The 15,438-nt window shown below is 66.6% G+C and carries 20 protein-coding genes; 13 read left to right on the top strand and 7 right to left on the bottom strand.

The genetic code is table 11. The annotated features are described in order from the left end of the window. Window positions 1-87: 87 nt before the first annotated feature. A complete protein-coding gene (locus tag RZR99_RS29015) occupies window positions 88-324 on the bottom strand; it encodes a hypothetical protein (RefSeq protein WP_323123218.1) in 237 nt (78 codons plus the stop codon). 281 nt (window positions 325-605) lie between these two features. Between RZR99_RS29015 and RZR99_RS29010 the strand changes: the two genes are divergently transcribed. Next, on the top strand, window positions 606-1,013 hold the full coding sequence (locus RZR99_RS29010) for a DUF3005 domain-containing protein (RefSeq protein ID WP_323123217.1): 408 nt from the start codon (window positions 606-608) through the stop codon (window positions 1,011-1,013). Between the two features lie 133 nt (window positions 1,014-1,146). Continuing rightward, complete coding sequence (locus RZR99_RS29005) at window positions 1,147-1,749, top strand: short chain dehydrogenase (protein ID WP_323123216.1); 603 nt, start codon at window positions 1,147-1,149, stop codon at window positions 1,747-1,749. Window positions 1,750-1,782: 33 nt separating this feature from the next. Here the strand turns inward: RZR99_RS29005 and RZR99_RS29000 are convergent, their stop codons facing one another. Then, window positions 1,783-2,721: an SMP-30/gluconolactonase/LRE family protein gene (locus RZR99_RS29000; RefSeq protein WP_323123215.1), complete on the bottom strand. Its 939-nt coding sequence runs from the start codon at window positions 2,719-2,721 to the stop codon at window positions 1,783-1,785. Between the two features lie 273 nt (window positions 2,722-2,994). On the opposite strand from RZR99_RS29000, the gene RZR99_RS28995 reads away from it, so the two are divergent. Both RZR99_RS28995 and fnr read left to right on the top strand, forming a co-directional pair. Then, the gene (locus tag RZR99_RS28995) at window positions 2,995-3,462 is read left to right on the top strand and encodes a universal stress protein (protein WP_323123214.1); all 468 of its coding nucleotides are present in this window, start codon (window positions 2,995-2,997) and stop codon (window positions 3,460-3,462) included. A 139-nt stretch (window positions 3,463-3,601) separates the two neighbouring features. Beyond that, window positions 3,602-4,351 (top strand): fumarate/nitrate reduction transcriptional regulator Fnr, encoded by a 750-nt coding sequence (gene fnr / locus RZR99_RS28990; RefSeq protein WP_323123213.1) that lies wholly within the window; start codon window positions 3,602-3,604, stop codon window positions 4,349-4,351. Window positions 4,352-4,372: 21 nt separating this feature from the next. On the opposite strand, the gene RZR99_RS28985 is transcribed toward fnr, so the two are convergent. After that, window positions 4,373-5,266: a LysR family transcriptional regulator ArgP gene (locus tag RZR99_RS28985; RefSeq protein WP_323123212.1), complete on the bottom strand. Its 894-nt coding sequence runs from the start codon at window positions 5,264-5,266 to the stop codon at window positions 4,373-4,375. A gap of 107 nt (window positions 5,267-5,373) precedes the next feature. Here RZR99_RS28985 and RZR99_RS28980 point away from each other — a divergent pair, with 107 nt between their 5' ends. The 3 genes from RZR99_RS28980 to RZR99_RS28970 all read left to right on the top strand — a co-directional run bounded on the left by RZR99_RS28980 (window position 5,374) and on the right by RZR99_RS28970 (window position 8,421). Then, window positions 5,374-5,994 (top strand): LysE/ArgO family amino acid transporter, encoded by a 621-nt coding sequence (locus RZR99_RS28980; RefSeq protein ID WP_323123211.1) that lies wholly within the window; start codon window positions 5,374-5,376, stop codon window positions 5,992-5,994. Between the two features lie 596 nt (window positions 5,995-6,590). Next, complete coding sequence (locus tag RZR99_RS28975; RefSeq protein WP_323123210.1) at window positions 6,591-7,628, top strand: Dyp-type peroxidase; 1,038 nt, start codon at window positions 6,591-6,593, stop codon at window positions 7,626-7,628. Continuing rightward, window positions 7,621-8,421: a family 1 encapsulin nanocompartment shell protein gene (locus tag RZR99_RS28970; protein ID WP_323123209.1), complete on the top strand. Its 801-nt coding sequence runs from the start codon at window positions 7,621-7,623 to the stop codon at window positions 8,419-8,421. Before RZR99_RS28975 ends, RZR99_RS28970 begins: the two co-directional genes overlap by 8 nt. 183 nt (window positions 8,422-8,604) lie before the next feature. Here RZR99_RS28970 and RZR99_RS28965 read toward each other — a convergent pair whose 3' ends face one another. Genes RZR99_RS28965 through RZR99_RS28955 form a run of 3 tightly spaced genes read right to left on the bottom strand, consistent with a single transcriptional unit; the run spans window position 8,605 to window position 9,575 of the window. Continuing rightward, complete coding sequence (locus RZR99_RS28965; RefSeq protein WP_323123208.1) at window positions 8,605-8,853, bottom strand: hypothetical protein; 249 nt, start codon at window positions 8,851-8,853, stop codon at window positions 8,605-8,607. A 56-nt stretch (window positions 8,854-8,909) separates the two neighbouring features. Continuing rightward, the gene (locus RZR99_RS28960) at window positions 8,910-9,338 is read right to left on the bottom strand and encodes a DUF1269 domain-containing protein (protein ID WP_323123207.1); all 429 of its coding nucleotides are present in this window, start codon (window positions 9,336-9,338) and stop codon (window positions 8,910-8,912) included. Window positions 9,339-9,383: 45 nt separating this feature from the next. Further along, window positions 9,384-9,575, bottom strand: coding sequence for a hypothetical protein (locus RZR99_RS28955; protein WP_323123206.1), 192 nt, complete (start codon window positions 9,573-9,575; stop codon window positions 9,384-9,386). Between the two features lie 114 nt (window positions 9,576-9,689). Between RZR99_RS28955 and RZR99_RS33425 the strand changes: the two genes are divergently transcribed. The 5 genes from RZR99_RS33425 to RZR99_RS28930 all read left to right on the top strand — a co-directional run bounded on the left by RZR99_RS33425 (window position 9,690) and on the right by RZR99_RS28930 (window position 13,496). Then, on the top strand, window positions 9,690-10,229 hold the full coding sequence (locus RZR99_RS33425) for a DUF6566 family protein (protein ID WP_407655520.1): 540 nt from the start codon (window positions 9,690-9,692) through the stop codon (window positions 10,227-10,229). Window positions 10,230-10,999: 770 nt separating this feature from the next. Next, complete coding sequence (locus RZR99_RS28945) at window positions 11,000-11,713, top strand: PadR family transcriptional regulator (RefSeq protein ID WP_407655519.1); 714 nt, start codon at window positions 11,000-11,002, stop codon at window positions 11,711-11,713. Window positions 11,714-11,746: 33 nt separating this feature from the next. After that, complete coding sequence (locus tag RZR99_RS28940) at window positions 11,747-12,571, top strand: siderophore-interacting protein (RefSeq protein WP_323123205.1); 825 nt, start codon at window positions 11,747-11,749, stop codon at window positions 12,569-12,571. A gap of 346 nt (window positions 12,572-12,917) precedes the next feature. Next, entirely contained in the window at window positions 12,918-13,214 is a 297-nt protein-coding gene (locus RZR99_RS28935) for a hypothetical protein (RefSeq protein ID WP_323123204.1), read from the top strand. Window positions 13,215-13,247: 33 nt separating this feature from the next. Beyond that, entirely contained in the window at window positions 13,248-13,496 is a 249-nt protein-coding gene (locus RZR99_RS28930) for a hypothetical protein (RefSeq protein ID WP_323123203.1), read from the top strand. A 50-nt stretch (window positions 13,497-13,546) separates the two neighbouring features. Here the strand turns inward: RZR99_RS28930 and RZR99_RS28925 are convergent, their stop codons facing one another. Next, window positions 13,547-14,128, bottom strand: coding sequence for an undecaprenyl-diphosphatase (locus tag RZR99_RS28925; protein WP_323123202.1), 582 nt, complete (start codon window positions 14,126-14,128; stop codon window positions 13,547-13,549). A gap of 453 nt (window positions 14,129-14,581) precedes the next feature. On the opposite strand from RZR99_RS28925, the gene RZR99_RS28920 reads away from it, so the two are divergent. Further along, the gene (locus RZR99_RS28920; protein ID WP_323123201.1) at window positions 14,582-15,322 is read left to right on the top strand and encodes an acetoacetate decarboxylase; all 741 of its coding nucleotides are present in this window, start codon (window positions 14,582-14,584) and stop codon (window positions 15,320-15,322) included. The last annotated feature ends 116 nt before the right edge of the window (window positions 15,323-15,438 follow it).

Genomic DNA, 15,438 nt, shown 5'->3' with positions numbered 1-15,438 from the left:
GCACGGCCGCTGATAAAAGTGACGGGTTCCGCAAGATTACCGCGTTTTGGCCGCCGCAGCGGAAAGCGGGGCGTAACGCCCCGCACGCTAAATCGTCATGCTGCTCGCATCGATCCAGCGCACGGCCCAGTCGCGCGCATGCGCGACCGCAGCATCCTCGTCGTTGAAATGGAGATCGGACGGAAAGAACCGATTCGCGACGAGCTCGCCGTCGCTGGATCGGGAAATGACGACGTAAGGCTGGAAAGACCCGTCGTTGGCGCGCGCCGGCGCGCAGTTCAGCAGATAACCGCGATGCGTGAAAGCCGTAGTCATTGAGTGCATGAGTCCGCCCACCTTAAGTCCCTTACTTTCTTCTTCACTACCCGTCCGTTAAGGGTGCCGCGGGGCCCTGTGCGGGCGGAAACCGCATGCTCGGAGCAGCGCATGCGGCCTCACTGGAAAAGAATCATACTCTGTAGAAATCGTGCCTTCTAGTTGAAATAAATGATGCGGATACTGGAGCGCGCGGCGCGGCGGCGGCGTCCGCCCGCGCGCCTTTTCCCGTCGTCCCCGGAACGGGTTTTGCTGTGGTCCGGGCCGCGCTCGCCGCGAGGAGCACCACGATGTCTCCGTCACCACGCACGACGCTTCCCGCGTCGCGCAGCGCCGAACTCCACAACGACGCCGGCCACGACAGCACCGTCGACACCGACGGCAAAAACCGCGAAGCCGCCCGTCATGCGAGCGGCACAATCTCCCCGGACCAGATCACGACGAGCAATGCGTCGCTCGTCAACGCGATGCCCGAGACCCCCGACGGTTTCGCCGGATTCGACAGCCGCGAAGGCGGCAATCACCCGAGGGTCGCGCTGCGCGCCGGCTACATGGTGATCGACAAGGGGTTCGACGCCGCACCGCCCGGGCGGCCCGAGGACGACGAGCCGGCCTACCGCCCGCGCGGACGCGAGCACTGGCCCAGCCATCCGCGGCGCCCCGCGCGCATCTTCGAGCTCGCGCCGATTCCGCGCTGAGCGCGGCCGCCCAGCGGCGGCGGCGCGGCGGCGATTCGAAACCGTGGGTTTCAACACCCGATCGGCGATGCGGCTTGTTCGGCCCGCGTCGCGCGACGACAATCGCCCCATCGTTCAATCTTTGGGATTCGGCATGAAAATCGTGATCGTCGGCGCCGCCGGCACGCTCGGCAGCGCGATCGCCGCGGCGCTGCGGCAACACCATGAAATCATCTCGGCCGGGCGCTCGCACGGCGACGTCCGGGTCGACCTGAAGGACTTCGGCAGCGTGCAGCGGCTGTACGACGCGGTGGGGCCGGTGGACGCGGTCGTGGCGGCCGCGGGGTCGGTGCATTTCGGCGCGCTCGGCGAGACCGACAGCGAACAGTTCGCGAGCGGTCTCGCGGACAAACTGCTCGGCCAGGTGAACCTGGTGCTCGCGGGACAACACCGCCTGAATGCGGGCGGCTCGTTCACGCTGACGAGCGGCATCATCGGCGACGCGCTGTTCCACGGCGGCGCCAACGCGGCCGCCGTCAACGCCGCCCTGGCGGGCTTCGTGCGCAATGCGGCCGTCGAACTGCCGCGCGGGCTGCGGATCAACGTCGTCAGCCCGACCGTCTTCGAGGAATCGCTCGGCGCTTACGGCGAGTTCTTCCGCGGGCACCAGGCGGTGCCGGTCAGCCGCGCCGCGCTGGCGTTCAGCCGCAGCGTCAACGGCGCGGAGACGGGCCGGGTGTTTCGCGTCGGGTATTGACCGGCGGGCAGCGGGCGCCCGCTCGCGCCCCGCTCAACCGCCCGGCACGCCTTGCGTGTTCACGTAAAGCGAGTACAGGCCGTGGCTCGCCGCCATGAAGAGCCGGTTCCGGTGCCGCCCGCCGAAGCAGACGTTCGCGCAGCGCTCGGGCAACGCGATATGGCCGAGCACTTCGCCTTGCGGCGTGAATACGCGCACGCCGTCCAGTTCGTCCGTACCCATCCCCCAGCCGCACCACAGATTGCCGTGCAGGTCGATGCGGAAACCGTCCGGCGTCCCGGCGCCCGCATCGATCAGCGTCCGGCCGCGGCCGACCGACCGGCCGTCGCTCGCGACGACATACGCGCGGATCGTGCGCGGCCGCGCTTTCGATTCGACGACGTACAGTGTCGACTCGTCCGGCGAGAACGCCAGCCCGTTCGGGCCGCGCGCATCGTCGACCACCATCGTGACGGCGCCGCTGTGCGGATCGATCCGATAGACCCGCTCGGGCATCTCCGACGCCTGCTTCTCCCCTTCGTAGAAGCTCTCGATACCGAACCCCGGATCGGTGAACCAGATCGAGCCGTCGGACTTCACGATCACGTCGTTCGGCGAATTGAAACGCTTGCCTTCGAAGCGGTCGGCAAGCACGGTGATCGCGCCGTCGTATTCGGTGCGGGTCACGCGGCGGGTCAGATGCTCGCAAGTCACGAGCCGTCCGGACCGATCGCGGGTATTGCCGTTCGCATGATTCGACGATTGACGGAACACCCGGACCTCGCCGCTCGGTTCGTCCCAGCGCAGCATCCGGTCGTTCGGGATGTCGCTCCACAACAGATAGCGTCCGTCGCCGAACCATACCGGCCCCTCGGACCAGCGGGTTCCTTGATAAAGGCATTCGACGGACGCCGAGGCAACGCGCAGCGCCTCGAACCGCGGATCGAGGATCCGGATCGACGGATCGGGATACCGCCGGCTGTGATCGTTCATTCACTCTCCTTCGCACGTTGCGCGTCGCCGCCTTCGGAGCGGCGGCGATGGAACGGAACCGTGTTGCGCCGGACCATACCGCACGGCGGCGCCGTCAGGCCGGCGGGACGCACCCCATTCCGCTTCGCCGGGCATGGTAACAAACCGATTCATCGCATGCGGCTTGATCTGACTCGCTGCACGCTCCCCGGCAATCGTTTACTCTGCCCGGACGCAACGCCTCCCGTATCGGCCGCACGGCCGGCCCGATCCCAACCTCGTCACGGAGACATCATGTACAAACGCATCCTGGTGGCAGTCGACGGCAGCGAAACCTCGCGCCATGCATTCGAGGCGGCGCTCGCGCTCGCCCGGTCCAACGACGCGGAACTGCAGCCGTACTACGTCGTCGAGAATGCCGCGATCTATTACAACGTGCCGGGCTACGATCCGTCCGTGCTGCACAACCAGCTCGTCGCGCAAGGCAACGATCTCTCGAAGGACTTCGCTCAGCAGATGAAGGCGGCGGGCGTGAAGGGTGAGATGAAGCTCGACGAAGCGTCGTCGCTGGCCGACGTCTCGTCCTTGATACTCGACGGTGCAAAGGCCTTCGGCGCCGACCTGGTGGTGCTCGGCACGCACGGCCGCCGCGGCTTCAAGCGGCTCGTGCTCGGCAGCGTCGCCGAGCAGTGCGTGCGTCAGGCAACGCTGCCGGTACTGTTGATTCCGTCCGCCGCGCACGCGAACGATCAGGAAAGCTGATCGTCGAGCGGCGCCGCGCCGCGACAGGGCGATTCGCCGCGCCGCGACCGCGCGCCGCATCGCGGCGTTTTGTCACTCAACGGCGCGGTTTTGCGGTGGGACAATGGTTGCGTCGATTCCACGTCAGAGTCCAGCCATCATGCTAACGCCCGTCGCCGCCCGCCCTTGCGCTTCCGTCCATGCCGCCGGTACGTGGGCACCGCGTCCGACCGCCCATTGCTCCACGTGCGCGATGCGGCATCTGTGCATGCCGCAAGGGCTCGCGCCCGACGCGCTGATCCGCCTCGAAGCGGTGATCTGCGCGGCACGGCCGGTGCGGCGCGGCGAAACGCTGTTTCGCGAAGGCGATGGGTTCGACAACCTGTACGCGGTACGCTCCGGCTCGCTGAAGACCGTCGCCACGCGTCACGACGGCCGCGAGCAGGTCACCGGGCTGCACCTCGCCGGCGAAGCGCTCGGCCTCGACGGGATCTGCGACGATGCGCATCCGCGTACCGCCGTCGCGCTCGAGGACAGCTCCGTCTGCGTGATTCCGTACAGCGCGCTCAAATCGCTGTGCTCGGAAGCCGGCACGATGCAGCTGCGCATGCACAAGCTGATGAGCGAGCAGATCGTCCGCGAAACGTCGCAAACGATGCTGCTCGGTTCGCTCAACGCGGAAGAACGCGTCGCGGCTTTCCTGCTCGACGTGTCGTCGCGCTATCTGAAGCGCGGCTATTCGGCGGCCGAATTCAACCTGCGCATGACGCGCGAGGATATCGGCAGCTATCTCGGGATGACGCTCGAAACGGTCAGCCGCACGCTGTCGAAATTCCAGAAGCGCGGGTTGATCGAAATGCAGGGGCGTGTCGTCCGCATTGTCGATTTCGACGCGCTGCAGCGACTGTGACGCCGCCGGCTCAAGCCGCCGTCAATCGAGCAACAACGCCGCGCGCGCCTTCAGCGCGGCGCTGAAATCGTCGAGCCAGCCGATCGCGAGACGCCAGCTCTGCCAATAGAGCTCGATGTCGATCGACCGGCCCTCCGAGAGATCGATCAGCTCGCCCGCCGCGAGCTGCCGCTCGATCATCCGGTCCGGACACATCCCCCAGCCGAGCCCCGTTTCGCATGCGCGCAGATAGCCGGCGACGTGCGGAATCCAGTGCCGCGGCGGATCGAGATCCGCGCGCGTCACGCGCCGGATGAAGCGCGCCTGCAGGCCGTCTTTCGCATTGAACATCACGCAAGGCGCATGCCGCAGCGCTTCGCGATTCAGGCCCGCGCTGAAATAGCGTTCGAAGAACTCGGGCGAACAGACCGCCCGATAGCGAATCCGGCCGAGCCGCGTCGAGCGGCAGCCCTGGATCGGCTCCGCCTGCGCGGTCACCGCGCCCTGCACGCTGCCGTCGCGAATCCGCTCCGCGGTGTAGTCCTGGTCGTCGATGACCAGATCCAGCAGCGTGCGGCTCTCCGCGCAGAACGGCCCCACCGCGTCGATGAACCAGGTGGCGACGCTATCGTCGTTCACCGCCACCCGCAGCGTCGGCCACGCGCCGGCCAGCGCGCCCGGCAGCGCGGGCATCCGCCCCGACAGCTCCGCCTCGAGCATTTGCACCCGCTCCGTATGACGGCATAGCAGCGCGCCGGATGTCGTCGCGACGCAGGGCTGGCCGCGCTTCACCAGCACGCTGCCGACCCGCTCCTCGAGCAGTTTCACCCGCTGCGACACCGCCGAAGGCGACACATTCAGTTCTTTCGCGGCCCGTTCGAACGAGCCCTGGCGGATCACGGCGGCAAGCGCATCGAGCAACGCGTAGTCCAACATTAGAATTCCTTAATCGGCATTAGGTAATTTAGCTTTTCTTATTCTTATGAAAACCGCAGACTAGCCCGACTCGCTGGATTCGTCCACCTTCCCTCCCCGCAGAACTCATGAACTGGATCGCCTTCTCTCACGGCGCGGCGCTGTGCGCGTCGCTCATCGTCACCATCGGCGCGCAAAACGCGTTCGTCCTCCGGCAGGGCATCATGTGCTCGCACGTCGGCAAGATCGTGCTGCTGTGCGCGTTGTCCGACATGATCCTGATCGGCGCGGGCGTCGGCGGCGCATCGGTGCTGGTCGAACGCTATCCGACCTTCGTGCATGCGGTGCTGTATGTCGGGCTGGCCTATCTCGCGTGGTTCGGCATCAACGCGCTGCGCCGCGCGTTCCGGCCGCATCACGACGCGCTCGACGCGGACGGTACCGCCGCCGCGCCGCCGGTGCAGCGCGCATGGCCGATCGTGCTGATGACGCTCGCCTTCACGTGGCTCAACCCGCACGTCTATCTCGACACGTTCCTGCTGATCGGCACGGCCGGCGCTCGCGAGCCGGCAGGCGCACGGCTGGCATTCGCGATCGGCGCGATGACGGTCAGCGCGCTGTGGTTTCTCGGGCTTGGTTACGGCGCGCGGCTGCTCGCCCCGTGGTTCAAACGCGCGGTGGCATGGCGCGTGCTCGATGGGGCCATCGGCAGCATGGTGTTGTTTTTGGCGGCGGTTCAGTTGCGGTAGCCGCCGCATCGGGCTGACGGGCGCGGCGACTTGGCCGCGTACTGCGCGAGCCTCGCGTGGACGGCGTATCCATGCCGCTTCGCCATCGGCGCCGCCATGCGCGCCGCCGTTCGGTCGAACCGTCTTGCCGAATGCGATCCGGCAGGTTCGGTCGAATCGTCCGCATGCATCGCCCGCTGCGTCACGCAAACGCCTCGCGATAGGGATCGGATCGGAATGGACGACAGCGCACATCGATTGTCACGTTCGAGACACATCGCCATGCGTCGTCAATGCCGCCGTTGCGGCCATCCCCGCCGAAATCGACGGATGCGTGCCGACGGGATCGCATCGGGCGCGCCCCTTCATCGCCTCGCCAGGTTCCCCTGACGCACGGCGGAACATCGATGTCCGCCGTTTGCGCGCGGCCGGGAGGCACGTCCTTCACGGAATCGGGACGAGCGCATACAATCGTCCGGTCGACCTCCTGTACAACCGGCTGCCGTCGCCAATACAGATCCCCCGCCAAGCTGCCCGATCAGGCGGTATTTTTTACGTTCCTCACGTCGCCCATCGCTGTTTTGACGGGCTGACCACGGATAGCCCACTTCGATCCGATGCAAAACGACGCCCCCGAATCCCAAGCCGTCGATACGCCCATCTCCCGCAGCGCGATCTTCATCGTCGCGACGCTCGCCGCCGGCGACGCGCATGCCGACACCGTGCGCGCGTGGTGCGGCGACGTCGCCGCGCTCGTCCGCTCCGTCGGCAAGCGCGTGCCGGCCGGCAACCTGTCATGCGTGTGCGGCTTCGGCGCCGCCGCATGGGACACGCTGTTCGGCGCGCCCCGGCCGGCCGCGCTCCATCCGTTCCGCGAAGTCGGCACGGGCGAGCGCGTCGCCGTCGCGACGCCCGGCGACCTGCTGCTGCACATCCGTGCGGAAGCGATGGATCTCTGCTTCGAACTCGCCACCCAGTTGCTCGGCCGCCTCGGCGACGCGGTATCGGTCGTCGACGAGATCCACGGCTTCCGCTACTTCGACCAGCGCAGCATGGTCGGCTTCGTCGACGGCACCGAGAATCCGGCCGGCCGCGAAGCGCGCCATTTCACGCTGATCGGCGACGAGGATCCGGCGTTCGAAGCAGGCAGCTACGTGATCGTGCAGAAATACCTGCACGACATGGCGGGCTGGAACGCCTTGTCCGTCGAAACGCAGGAACGCATCATCGGCCGCACCAAGCTCTCCGACATCGAACTCGACGAAGCGGTCAAGCCGAGCTGCTCGCACAGCTCGCTGACCACACTGGACGAGAACGGCACCGAAGTGAAAATCCTGCGCGACAACATGCCGTTCGGCCGGCCCGGCTCGGGCGAGTTCGGCACCTACTTCATCGGCTACGCGCGCTCGCCCGCGCCGATCGAACAGATGCTGGAAAACATGTTCGTCGGCCGTCCGCCCGGCAACTACGACCGGCTGCTCGACTACAGCCGCGCGGTGACGGGCGGCCTGTTCTTCGTGCCGTCGGCGACGCTGCTGGAAGCGCTCGCCGAGCGCCTCCCCGCGCCCGACGCCGGCGCGGCCGCTCCCGCCGCGCCGCCCGTCGACGGCACGCTGAACATCGGCTCTCTCAAAGGAACGCGTCAATATGAATAATCTGCATCGCTCACTCGCCCCCATCTCCCATGCCGCCTGGGAACAGATCGAGGAAGAAGTCGCGCGGACCTTCAAGCGCTCCATCGCAGGGCGCCGCGTGGTCGATGTGAAGGGGCCCGGCGGCGCCGATCTCGCGGGCGTCGGTACCGGCCACCAGAAGACGGTCACGGCGCCGCAGCAAGGCGTCGGTGCGAAGCTGCGCGAATTCCGCGCGGTGGTCGAGCTGACCGTGCCGTTCGAACTGCAGCGCGACGCGATCGACGACGTCGAGCGCGGCGCGAACGATTCCGACTGGCAGCCCGCGAAGGACGCGGCGAAGGCGCTCGCATACGCGGAGGATCGCGCGATCTTCGACGGCTACAAGGCGGCGGGTATCATCGGCATCCGCGAAGGTTCGTCGAACGCGAAGCTCGAACTGCCGGCGAACGTCGCCGACTATCCGAACGCGATCAGCAATGCGCTCGAAGCGCTGCGGCTCGCGGGCGTCGACGGCCCGTACTCGGTCCTGTTCGGCGCCGATGCCTACACCGCGCTCGGCGAGGCGCGCGACCAGGGCTATCCGGTCATCGAGCACATCAAGCGCATCGTCAACGGCGACATCATCTGGGCGCCGGCGATCGACGGCGGCAGCGTGCTGTCGACGCGCGGCGGCGATTTCGAGCTGCATCTCGGCCAGGATCTGTCGATCGGGTATCAGAGCCACACCGACAAGGCCGTCCGCCTCTATCTGCGCGAAAGCCTGACGTTCCTGATGCTGACGAGCGAAGCGTCGGTCACGGTCGCGTCGTCGTAACGCGAACGGTTGCTTGCTCGCCGCCGCGCGCTTCGCGCCCGGCGGGCGAGTGCCGCGCCATGACGATGAAATAGATGGCGGCGGCGGCAACACGCATACCCCACCGCGCCCCCTTCACCTGAACGTCGATGCGGTCACGCGCTCCGCGGCGGCCTCCGAGCGCGGCTCCGTGCTGCGCGGTACTCAGCTATCGTCGACGTCGTCCGCGTAGTGGTCGATCGCGACCTTGCATTCGCTCACGACAACCGCCAGCAGATCCGCATCGTTCGCCTCCACCCATTTCCTGACCTGCAGGAATTGCTCGGTGCCGAGATCGCCGATCCGCGCCGGATCTTCCGTCGTCACGTCGACGACCGCGAGCGCCCGGTTGCCGGGCAGCGGGGACAGCGCAGCGGCGATGCGGAATCGCCGGTATGTTTGATCGATGCTCAAGATCGTTCCTCCAGACAGTCGTTGCGCGCCGCCGGCGATCCCGCCGCAGCGGCGCATCAGCCCAGCGCGCGGCGCAGAACCTTTCCCCCAAAGCCCTTGACGAAGTTGTCGACCGAGAACGGCGTCAGTTCCTTCGCTTCCAGGATGCAAGCGACGCTCCCCGGCGGCAGCTGCGCCGACACGGACTCGACGAATGCGCTGTCGAGCAGCGCGGTGGCCGCCACGCCCGTTCCCGCGCCGGCGGCCAGCCCGGCGGTCGCCGCCGGGCCGCCCAGCATCCCGATCAACGCACCGCTCAGCGCACCGCAGAACGTCCGCACTTCGGTATCGAGCACGGTCAGCTTGCCGGCCGGTTCCTTCTGCACCATCACACCGCGTTCGATGCGGAACCCTTCGTCCTTCTCGGAAAGCGCGTCGAAATCCCGGCTGGCCTTCCCGGCATCCGTTGCGTTGTCGAATATTGCAACGATCCGTTGTCGTGTCATCTCGGCCCTCGCGAAAATACAGGGAATGCGCCGGCGCGGCCCGGCTCAGCATCCGATCGCGGCTTCGCGGGCCCTCGCGGCTTCGCGATAGGCGTCAGCCGCCTTGTGCTGCCGGGACACGGCGGACTGCCGCCCGGCCGCCGTCCTGTCGTCTTGATAGGCTTGCCTCGCCAGTTCGTATGCCTGGGCGGACACCGCCTGCCGTGCGATCGCATCGTGGAAAATGGATAGGCTCACGTTCGTTGATCCTTGCAATGACGACATTCGGCCGGCGGCTACGCGCCATGCGCCGGCGCATTGCCATGCGCGCGAACGATGCTGTTCCGTCATGCGTGACGGATGGCCTGCACGATGCGTGCCACCGTACGCCGCGATACGAGGTCGGCCTTCCCGCATCGGATATATCGGTATGCGAATGATTCGGCTTTCGCCGAGCTTGCGTTCATGCTATCACTCAAGCGGCGCGCCGCGCGATCCGGATCGGGGCATTTGAGTGATCCGCCGCGCATGCGCCGACGGTACGGCAATGATCGCGCACGGGCGGGCGGCAAGGTCGCGCGCGCGCCAAACCCGCTCCGCTCAAGGCGCCGCGCGCCGCGATTCCGGGCTGCTGGCGCAGGAAATCGTCCCGGCGGCGGCGAATATTTCACGAACTGCAAGGAATCATTTCATATGCAGGCAAGCGATACCTATCGGCAGTATGAGATCCGGGTTCAGTCGGCGCGCAATACGCGCGGCGCCTGGGTGGCTGAAATCCAGTTCTTTCGCGACAACGTGCGCGTCGATCTGCCCGTTCCCGAAACCGTGTCGCCCGAGTGGCTGACGGAGGAGGAAGCATTGCGCGGCGGCCTCGAGGAAGGCTGGCGGATTCTGAAAACGCACGACAGATGAATGAACGCGCCGGGCGGCTCGCGGTTCGTCGCGGCGCGCCGGATGCGCGGCGATGGCCGATCGTGCGACTCGACCGCGTCCAACCACGTCTCTCGGCATAGGCCCGCGTCATCGCGGTATGTCGCCGGTCGCGCGGCGTTCGCCCGCGTCGTGCCGTTCCGCCGGGCACGCCGTCGAGAGCGATGCGGCCTCCCGCCCTGAGCTTGCCGCTCGCCCGTCGATGGGCGGCGGTAGTCCGGCGCAGCCCTGTCGTCGTCGCGTCGCGGGTCGTTCCATCCACCCTGGTCGTAACGGAGACTTTTATCGACAGGATTCCGAAATTTATCGCGAAGGATCTCCGTCAAACCCGACGACACGCGATAGATGCATCGCAACCATCCTGTCCATCTCGATCGCCGCCGGCGCGTCATGTTCGTGTCCGGGCAGTCTTGCTCACGATACGTCCCGGCCGCCGGCAAAGCTCGCCTTGTATCCCGCGCGGCGCTTCGCATGGCCCGCGACTCCGAACCCACTTGGCGACGCTCCCGGAATCCGAGCCCGCGATAAAGAGGCAATCATGCAGGGGCAAGAACAGGCGGCGGAAGGCACGCTTGCCCATCGCGTGACGGGGAGCGAAAGCCGCTTTCCGGCATCTCGTCCCCTCCGTAGCATGCAAATGACCGCCGCATCGCGGCACCCCACCCCACGCTCCGCCCCCTAATATTCACGTTGACTTTGTATCTTTCGATATATATCTTAAGATACATCTTACGACACGATGGAGCCCTGCGATGCGTCACCCCCATGCTCATTGCCATTCTCATCAAGGTCGCGACCCGTTCAACTGGCGCGACCGTTCCGCATTCGAAGCCCTCTGGCATGCGATCGGCCGCCATCGCGGCGGCGGGCGCCGCGGCTTCGGCCCGTTTTCCGGCGGGATGGGCGGCGGCCCGGGCGGCTTCGGCGGTTTCGGCGGCGATGACGACGGCCTGCCCCGCGGCCGCCAGTTCAGCTCCGACGACCTGCAGTTGCTGCTGCTCGCCCTGCTCGCCGAGCAGCCGAGCCACGGCTACGAGCTGATCAAGGCGCTCGACACGCGTTCGAGCGGCTTCTACGCACCGAGCCCGGGGATGGTCTACCCGGCGCTGACGTACCTGGAGGAAGTCGGCTACGTTTCCGTGCAGGTCGAAGGCAATCGCAAGCGCTACGCGCTCGCGGAAGCCGGTCAGACCCATCTCGACGCGCAGCGCGAACGCGTCGATCTGCTGTTCGCGAAGCTCACCCATCTCGGCCGCAAGATGGAATTCATGCGCCGCGCCTTCGCCGGCGAGACCGGCGACGTGACCGACGAAAGCCATGGCTGGCTGCCGGACTTCGTCGAAGCAAAGATGGCGCTCAGACATGCGCTGATGCGCAAGAGTGGCGCCCCCGCCGACGAGCAGCGCCGCATCGCCGCGATCCTGCGGCGCGCCGTCGCCGACATCGAAGGCAGCCCCGCCGCCTGACATCCCGTCCGGCCGCTCATGGAGAACCGATACATGCACAACCCAACCGACCGCGCGGTGGTCCGCGTCCGTCATGCCCTCAAGTTCCGCCTGCTGCAGGTGAAACGCGTCGCCGCCGTCACGCCGCACTTGCTGCGCGTGACGCTGACGGGCCCCGATCTCGACGATTTCGAGTCGGCGTCGTTCGACGATCACATCAAGGTCTTTTTCCCGGCGCCCGGCCGGGAAACACCGACGCTGCCCACGCTCGGGCCGGACGGCCCCGTTTTCCCGGAAGGCGCGTCGAAGCCCGTCGCGCGCGATTTCACGCCGCGTCGCTACGATCGCGCCGCGCGCGAACTCGATCTCGAATTCGTGCTGCATCACCCCGGTCCGGCGTCGGAATGGGCCGCGCAGGCACGCGTCGGCCAGACGCTAGGCATCGGCGGCCCGCGCGGCTCGTTCGTGATTCCGAAGGATTTCGACTGGCATCTGCTGATCGGCGACGACACGGCGCTGCCCGCCATCGCGCGCCGGCTCGAGGAGTTGCCCGCCGGTGCCCGCGTGGCGGCGGTGCTGGAAGTCGCCGATTTCTCCGCGCAGGTCGAGTTCCGGACCGATGCCGATCTGTATGTCGTGTGGCGCCATCGCCGCGATGAACCGCCCGCCGTCAACGGTGACAGCGCCCTGCTGCAAGCGGTGCGCGACCTGCCGCTGCCTGCCGGCGACGGCTATGTGTGGGCCGCCGGCGAGGCGGCGGCGATGCGCGGCGTGCGCCAGCATCTGTGCGGCGAACGCGGCGTCGACAAATCGCGCATCCGGGCCGCCGCCTACTGGAAGCAAGGCGCGGTCGCAGTCCACGAATCGCTCGACGACTGATCTCCGCCGAACGCGCGGCAGGCTTACGCGCCTGCCGCGCGTTTGGCGTTTGGCGTTTGGCGTTTGGCGTTTGGCGTTTGGCGTTTGGCGTTTGGCGTTTGGCGTTTGGCGTTTGGCGTTCGGCGTTCGGCGTTCGGCGTTCGGCGTTCGGCGTTCGGCGTTCGGCGTTCGGCACCCAGATCTATCCCCTTTTCCCCCGGCAGGTTTGCATCTCTCCGGTGCATGTCCTATACCTGTTCAAACGTCGATCCTATCGTTCCGCATCCGGGTTGCCGCCCGGGAAGACGCCGAGCAAGGATCGAACACGCACCGCGTCCCCCTGTCCAACCGTCGAAGAGGACACGTCATGTCGATGCTCGGCCTGATCATTCAACTCGTCAGCGGCGCGACCGGCGGCAACGTGGCGGCCTCGCTGCTGGAGAAATACAGCCTCGGGCCCGTCGGCAACACCCTCGCGGGCATCATCGGCGGCGGCATCGGCGGGGAATTGATCAAGATCGCGCTGGGCGGCGCCGCGCAGACGGCGGATGGATTCGATCGCGGCATGCTGTTCGGCAGCATCGGCGGCGGCGGCGCCAGCGGAGCGCTCGTGGTGCTCGCCACGGGCTTCGCGCGAGCCCGCTACGCCGGCAATGCATCGTAGCGAAGCCTGTTTTCAATACCTGGGTGCACCGTCATGACCCGACACAGCACACCGTCAGGCCTGTTGCGAAACCTCCGGATCGCCGGCTATTGCAGCCTCGGCGCGATCGCGCTGGCCCTGTTCGTCGCGATGTGCGCGATCCTCAAGGACAGCGCGCTCGATCGCGAAGCCGTGCAGCGACTACCGAACGACAGCACCGAACTGCACGGCGGCGCCGATGCGGACAGCGCTGCCGCCACCGGCGAACCCACGCGAACGCCCGCCGCCAGAACGCCGGGCTGATCCGCGCCGCCCGCGGCAGGAGGCTCCGTCAAACCTGAAACAGCAGGCGCTCAAGGCGTATGCAAGCGGCCGAACACCGTCGCATGCAACGCTTCGCCGATGCGATCGCACAACCCGGTCAACCCTCGGCCGTACAGATGCACGGCCAGCGCACCCGCGGTGCCCACCAGCACGCCGCCCACCATGTCCAGCGGCCAATGCACGCCGACATAGATCCGCCCCCATGCGGTCATCGCCGCGATGACCGCCAGCGCGACACCGGCCGCGCGCGTCGTACCGGCGAGCAGCATGCCGGCCGCGATGCTCCAGATGAAGGTCATATGATTGCTCGGGAACGAACCGTCGGGCGCGTGCGCAACGAGCTGCGTACCGACGCCCGCCACGAACGGCCGCGGCGAATACCAGCAGAATGAAATCACCTGGGCCAGCACGAGCGCCGCACAGGCGGCCAGCCCCGCCTCGATCGTTTGCCGGCGCGTGGCGTGGGTGCCCATCGACCAGGTCAGCAACAGCAGCAACGGCACCGCGTAGACGAGCCACTGGGCGGCGAACACGGCGAGATGGGCAACGGCGGGATGCGGGTTGGCGCCCGCGTTGAGTGCGGAAAAGACAGCGAGATTGAAGTTCTGCATGAAATAGAGACGAAAGCGGGCCGTGCGAGACGGGGGAAATCGATTCGCACGATGCTGCGACGTGCGCACGTCGAAACGCTCGATACCGGTGCGCGACGCATTGAAAGGGAAATCGAAAATTATAGCGATGCGCCTCTTTGAACGCGTGTGCACCGCAGAAGTTCAACGGCAATCGTGACGGCCCGCCGGGTGCGCCGGCGCATCGATTCCCGTACTCTCTCACCTGGCCTCCCGAAAACTCTCACCCTATGCACATGCGGCCGTCATCCGGTGCGGCCACCATGCATGCCTGGGCAAGAATCCATGGGAATGGTCTCAACATTATCAATATTTGTCGGTCCAGAATCTCTATTTAAGCAATAATCTTTTCCACTTGCGGCATCGCACAATTCATTCACAGAAGCATAGGATATCGACACCGCTCATCAACGAAGCGATCAACAAGGAGTCCGCATGAACCCCAGCCAAGTCCGGTCGAAAGCGTTTGCGATGCCCCTCACCAGCCCCGCGTTTCCGATGGGGCCATACCGTTTCGTTGATCGGGAATTCCTGATCATCACCTATCGCACCGACATGGACCGGCTGCGCGAGATCGTGCCGGAGCCGCTGAAAGTCGTCGAACCGCTCGTGCACTACGAATTCATCCGCATGCCCGACTCGACCGGCTTCGGCGATTACACCGAAAGCGGTCAGGTGATCCCCGTCGAGTTCAACGGCCAGCCGGGCGGCTATACGCTCGCGATGTACCTGAACGATCACCCGCCGATCGCCGGCGGCCGCGAACTGTGGGGCTTCCCGAAGAAACTCGCACAGCCGACGCTCGAAACCCACATCGACACGCTGCTCGGTACGCTCGACTACGGTCCGGTGCGCGTCGCGACGGGCACGATGGGCTACAAGCACAAGGAACTCGACAACGACGAGCAGGCCAAGCGCCTCGCCGGCGCGAACTACCTGCTGAAGATCATTCCGCACGTCGACGGCTCCCCCCGCGTGTGCGAGCTGGTGCGCTATTACCTGCAGGACATCCGGATGAAGGGGGCGTGGACAGGCCCCGCGTCGCTGCAGCTCGCGCCGCACGCGCTCGCGCCGGTCGCCGACCTGCCGGTGCTCGAAATCGTCGAAGCCCGCCACCTGATCGCCGACCTGACGCTCGATCTCGGCGAAGTCATTTACGATTACCTCGCGCAGTAACCGCGCGGTTTCCTTTTTCTCCTCTTTCAACAGGGATTCGATCATGAGCAATCTGAATGGCAAGACCGCGGTCGTGACGGGCGCGGCGAGCGGCATCGGCAAGGAAATCGCACTGG

The sequence above is a fragment of the Burkholderia alba genome, from assembly GCF_034721475.1.
GTDB lineage: Bacteria > Pseudomonadota > Gammaproteobacteria > Burkholderiales > Burkholderiaceae > Burkholderia > Burkholderia alba.
The sequence above is the reverse complement of the archived record's forward strand: the minus strand, read 5'-3'. Positions and strand labels throughout refer to the sequence as shown.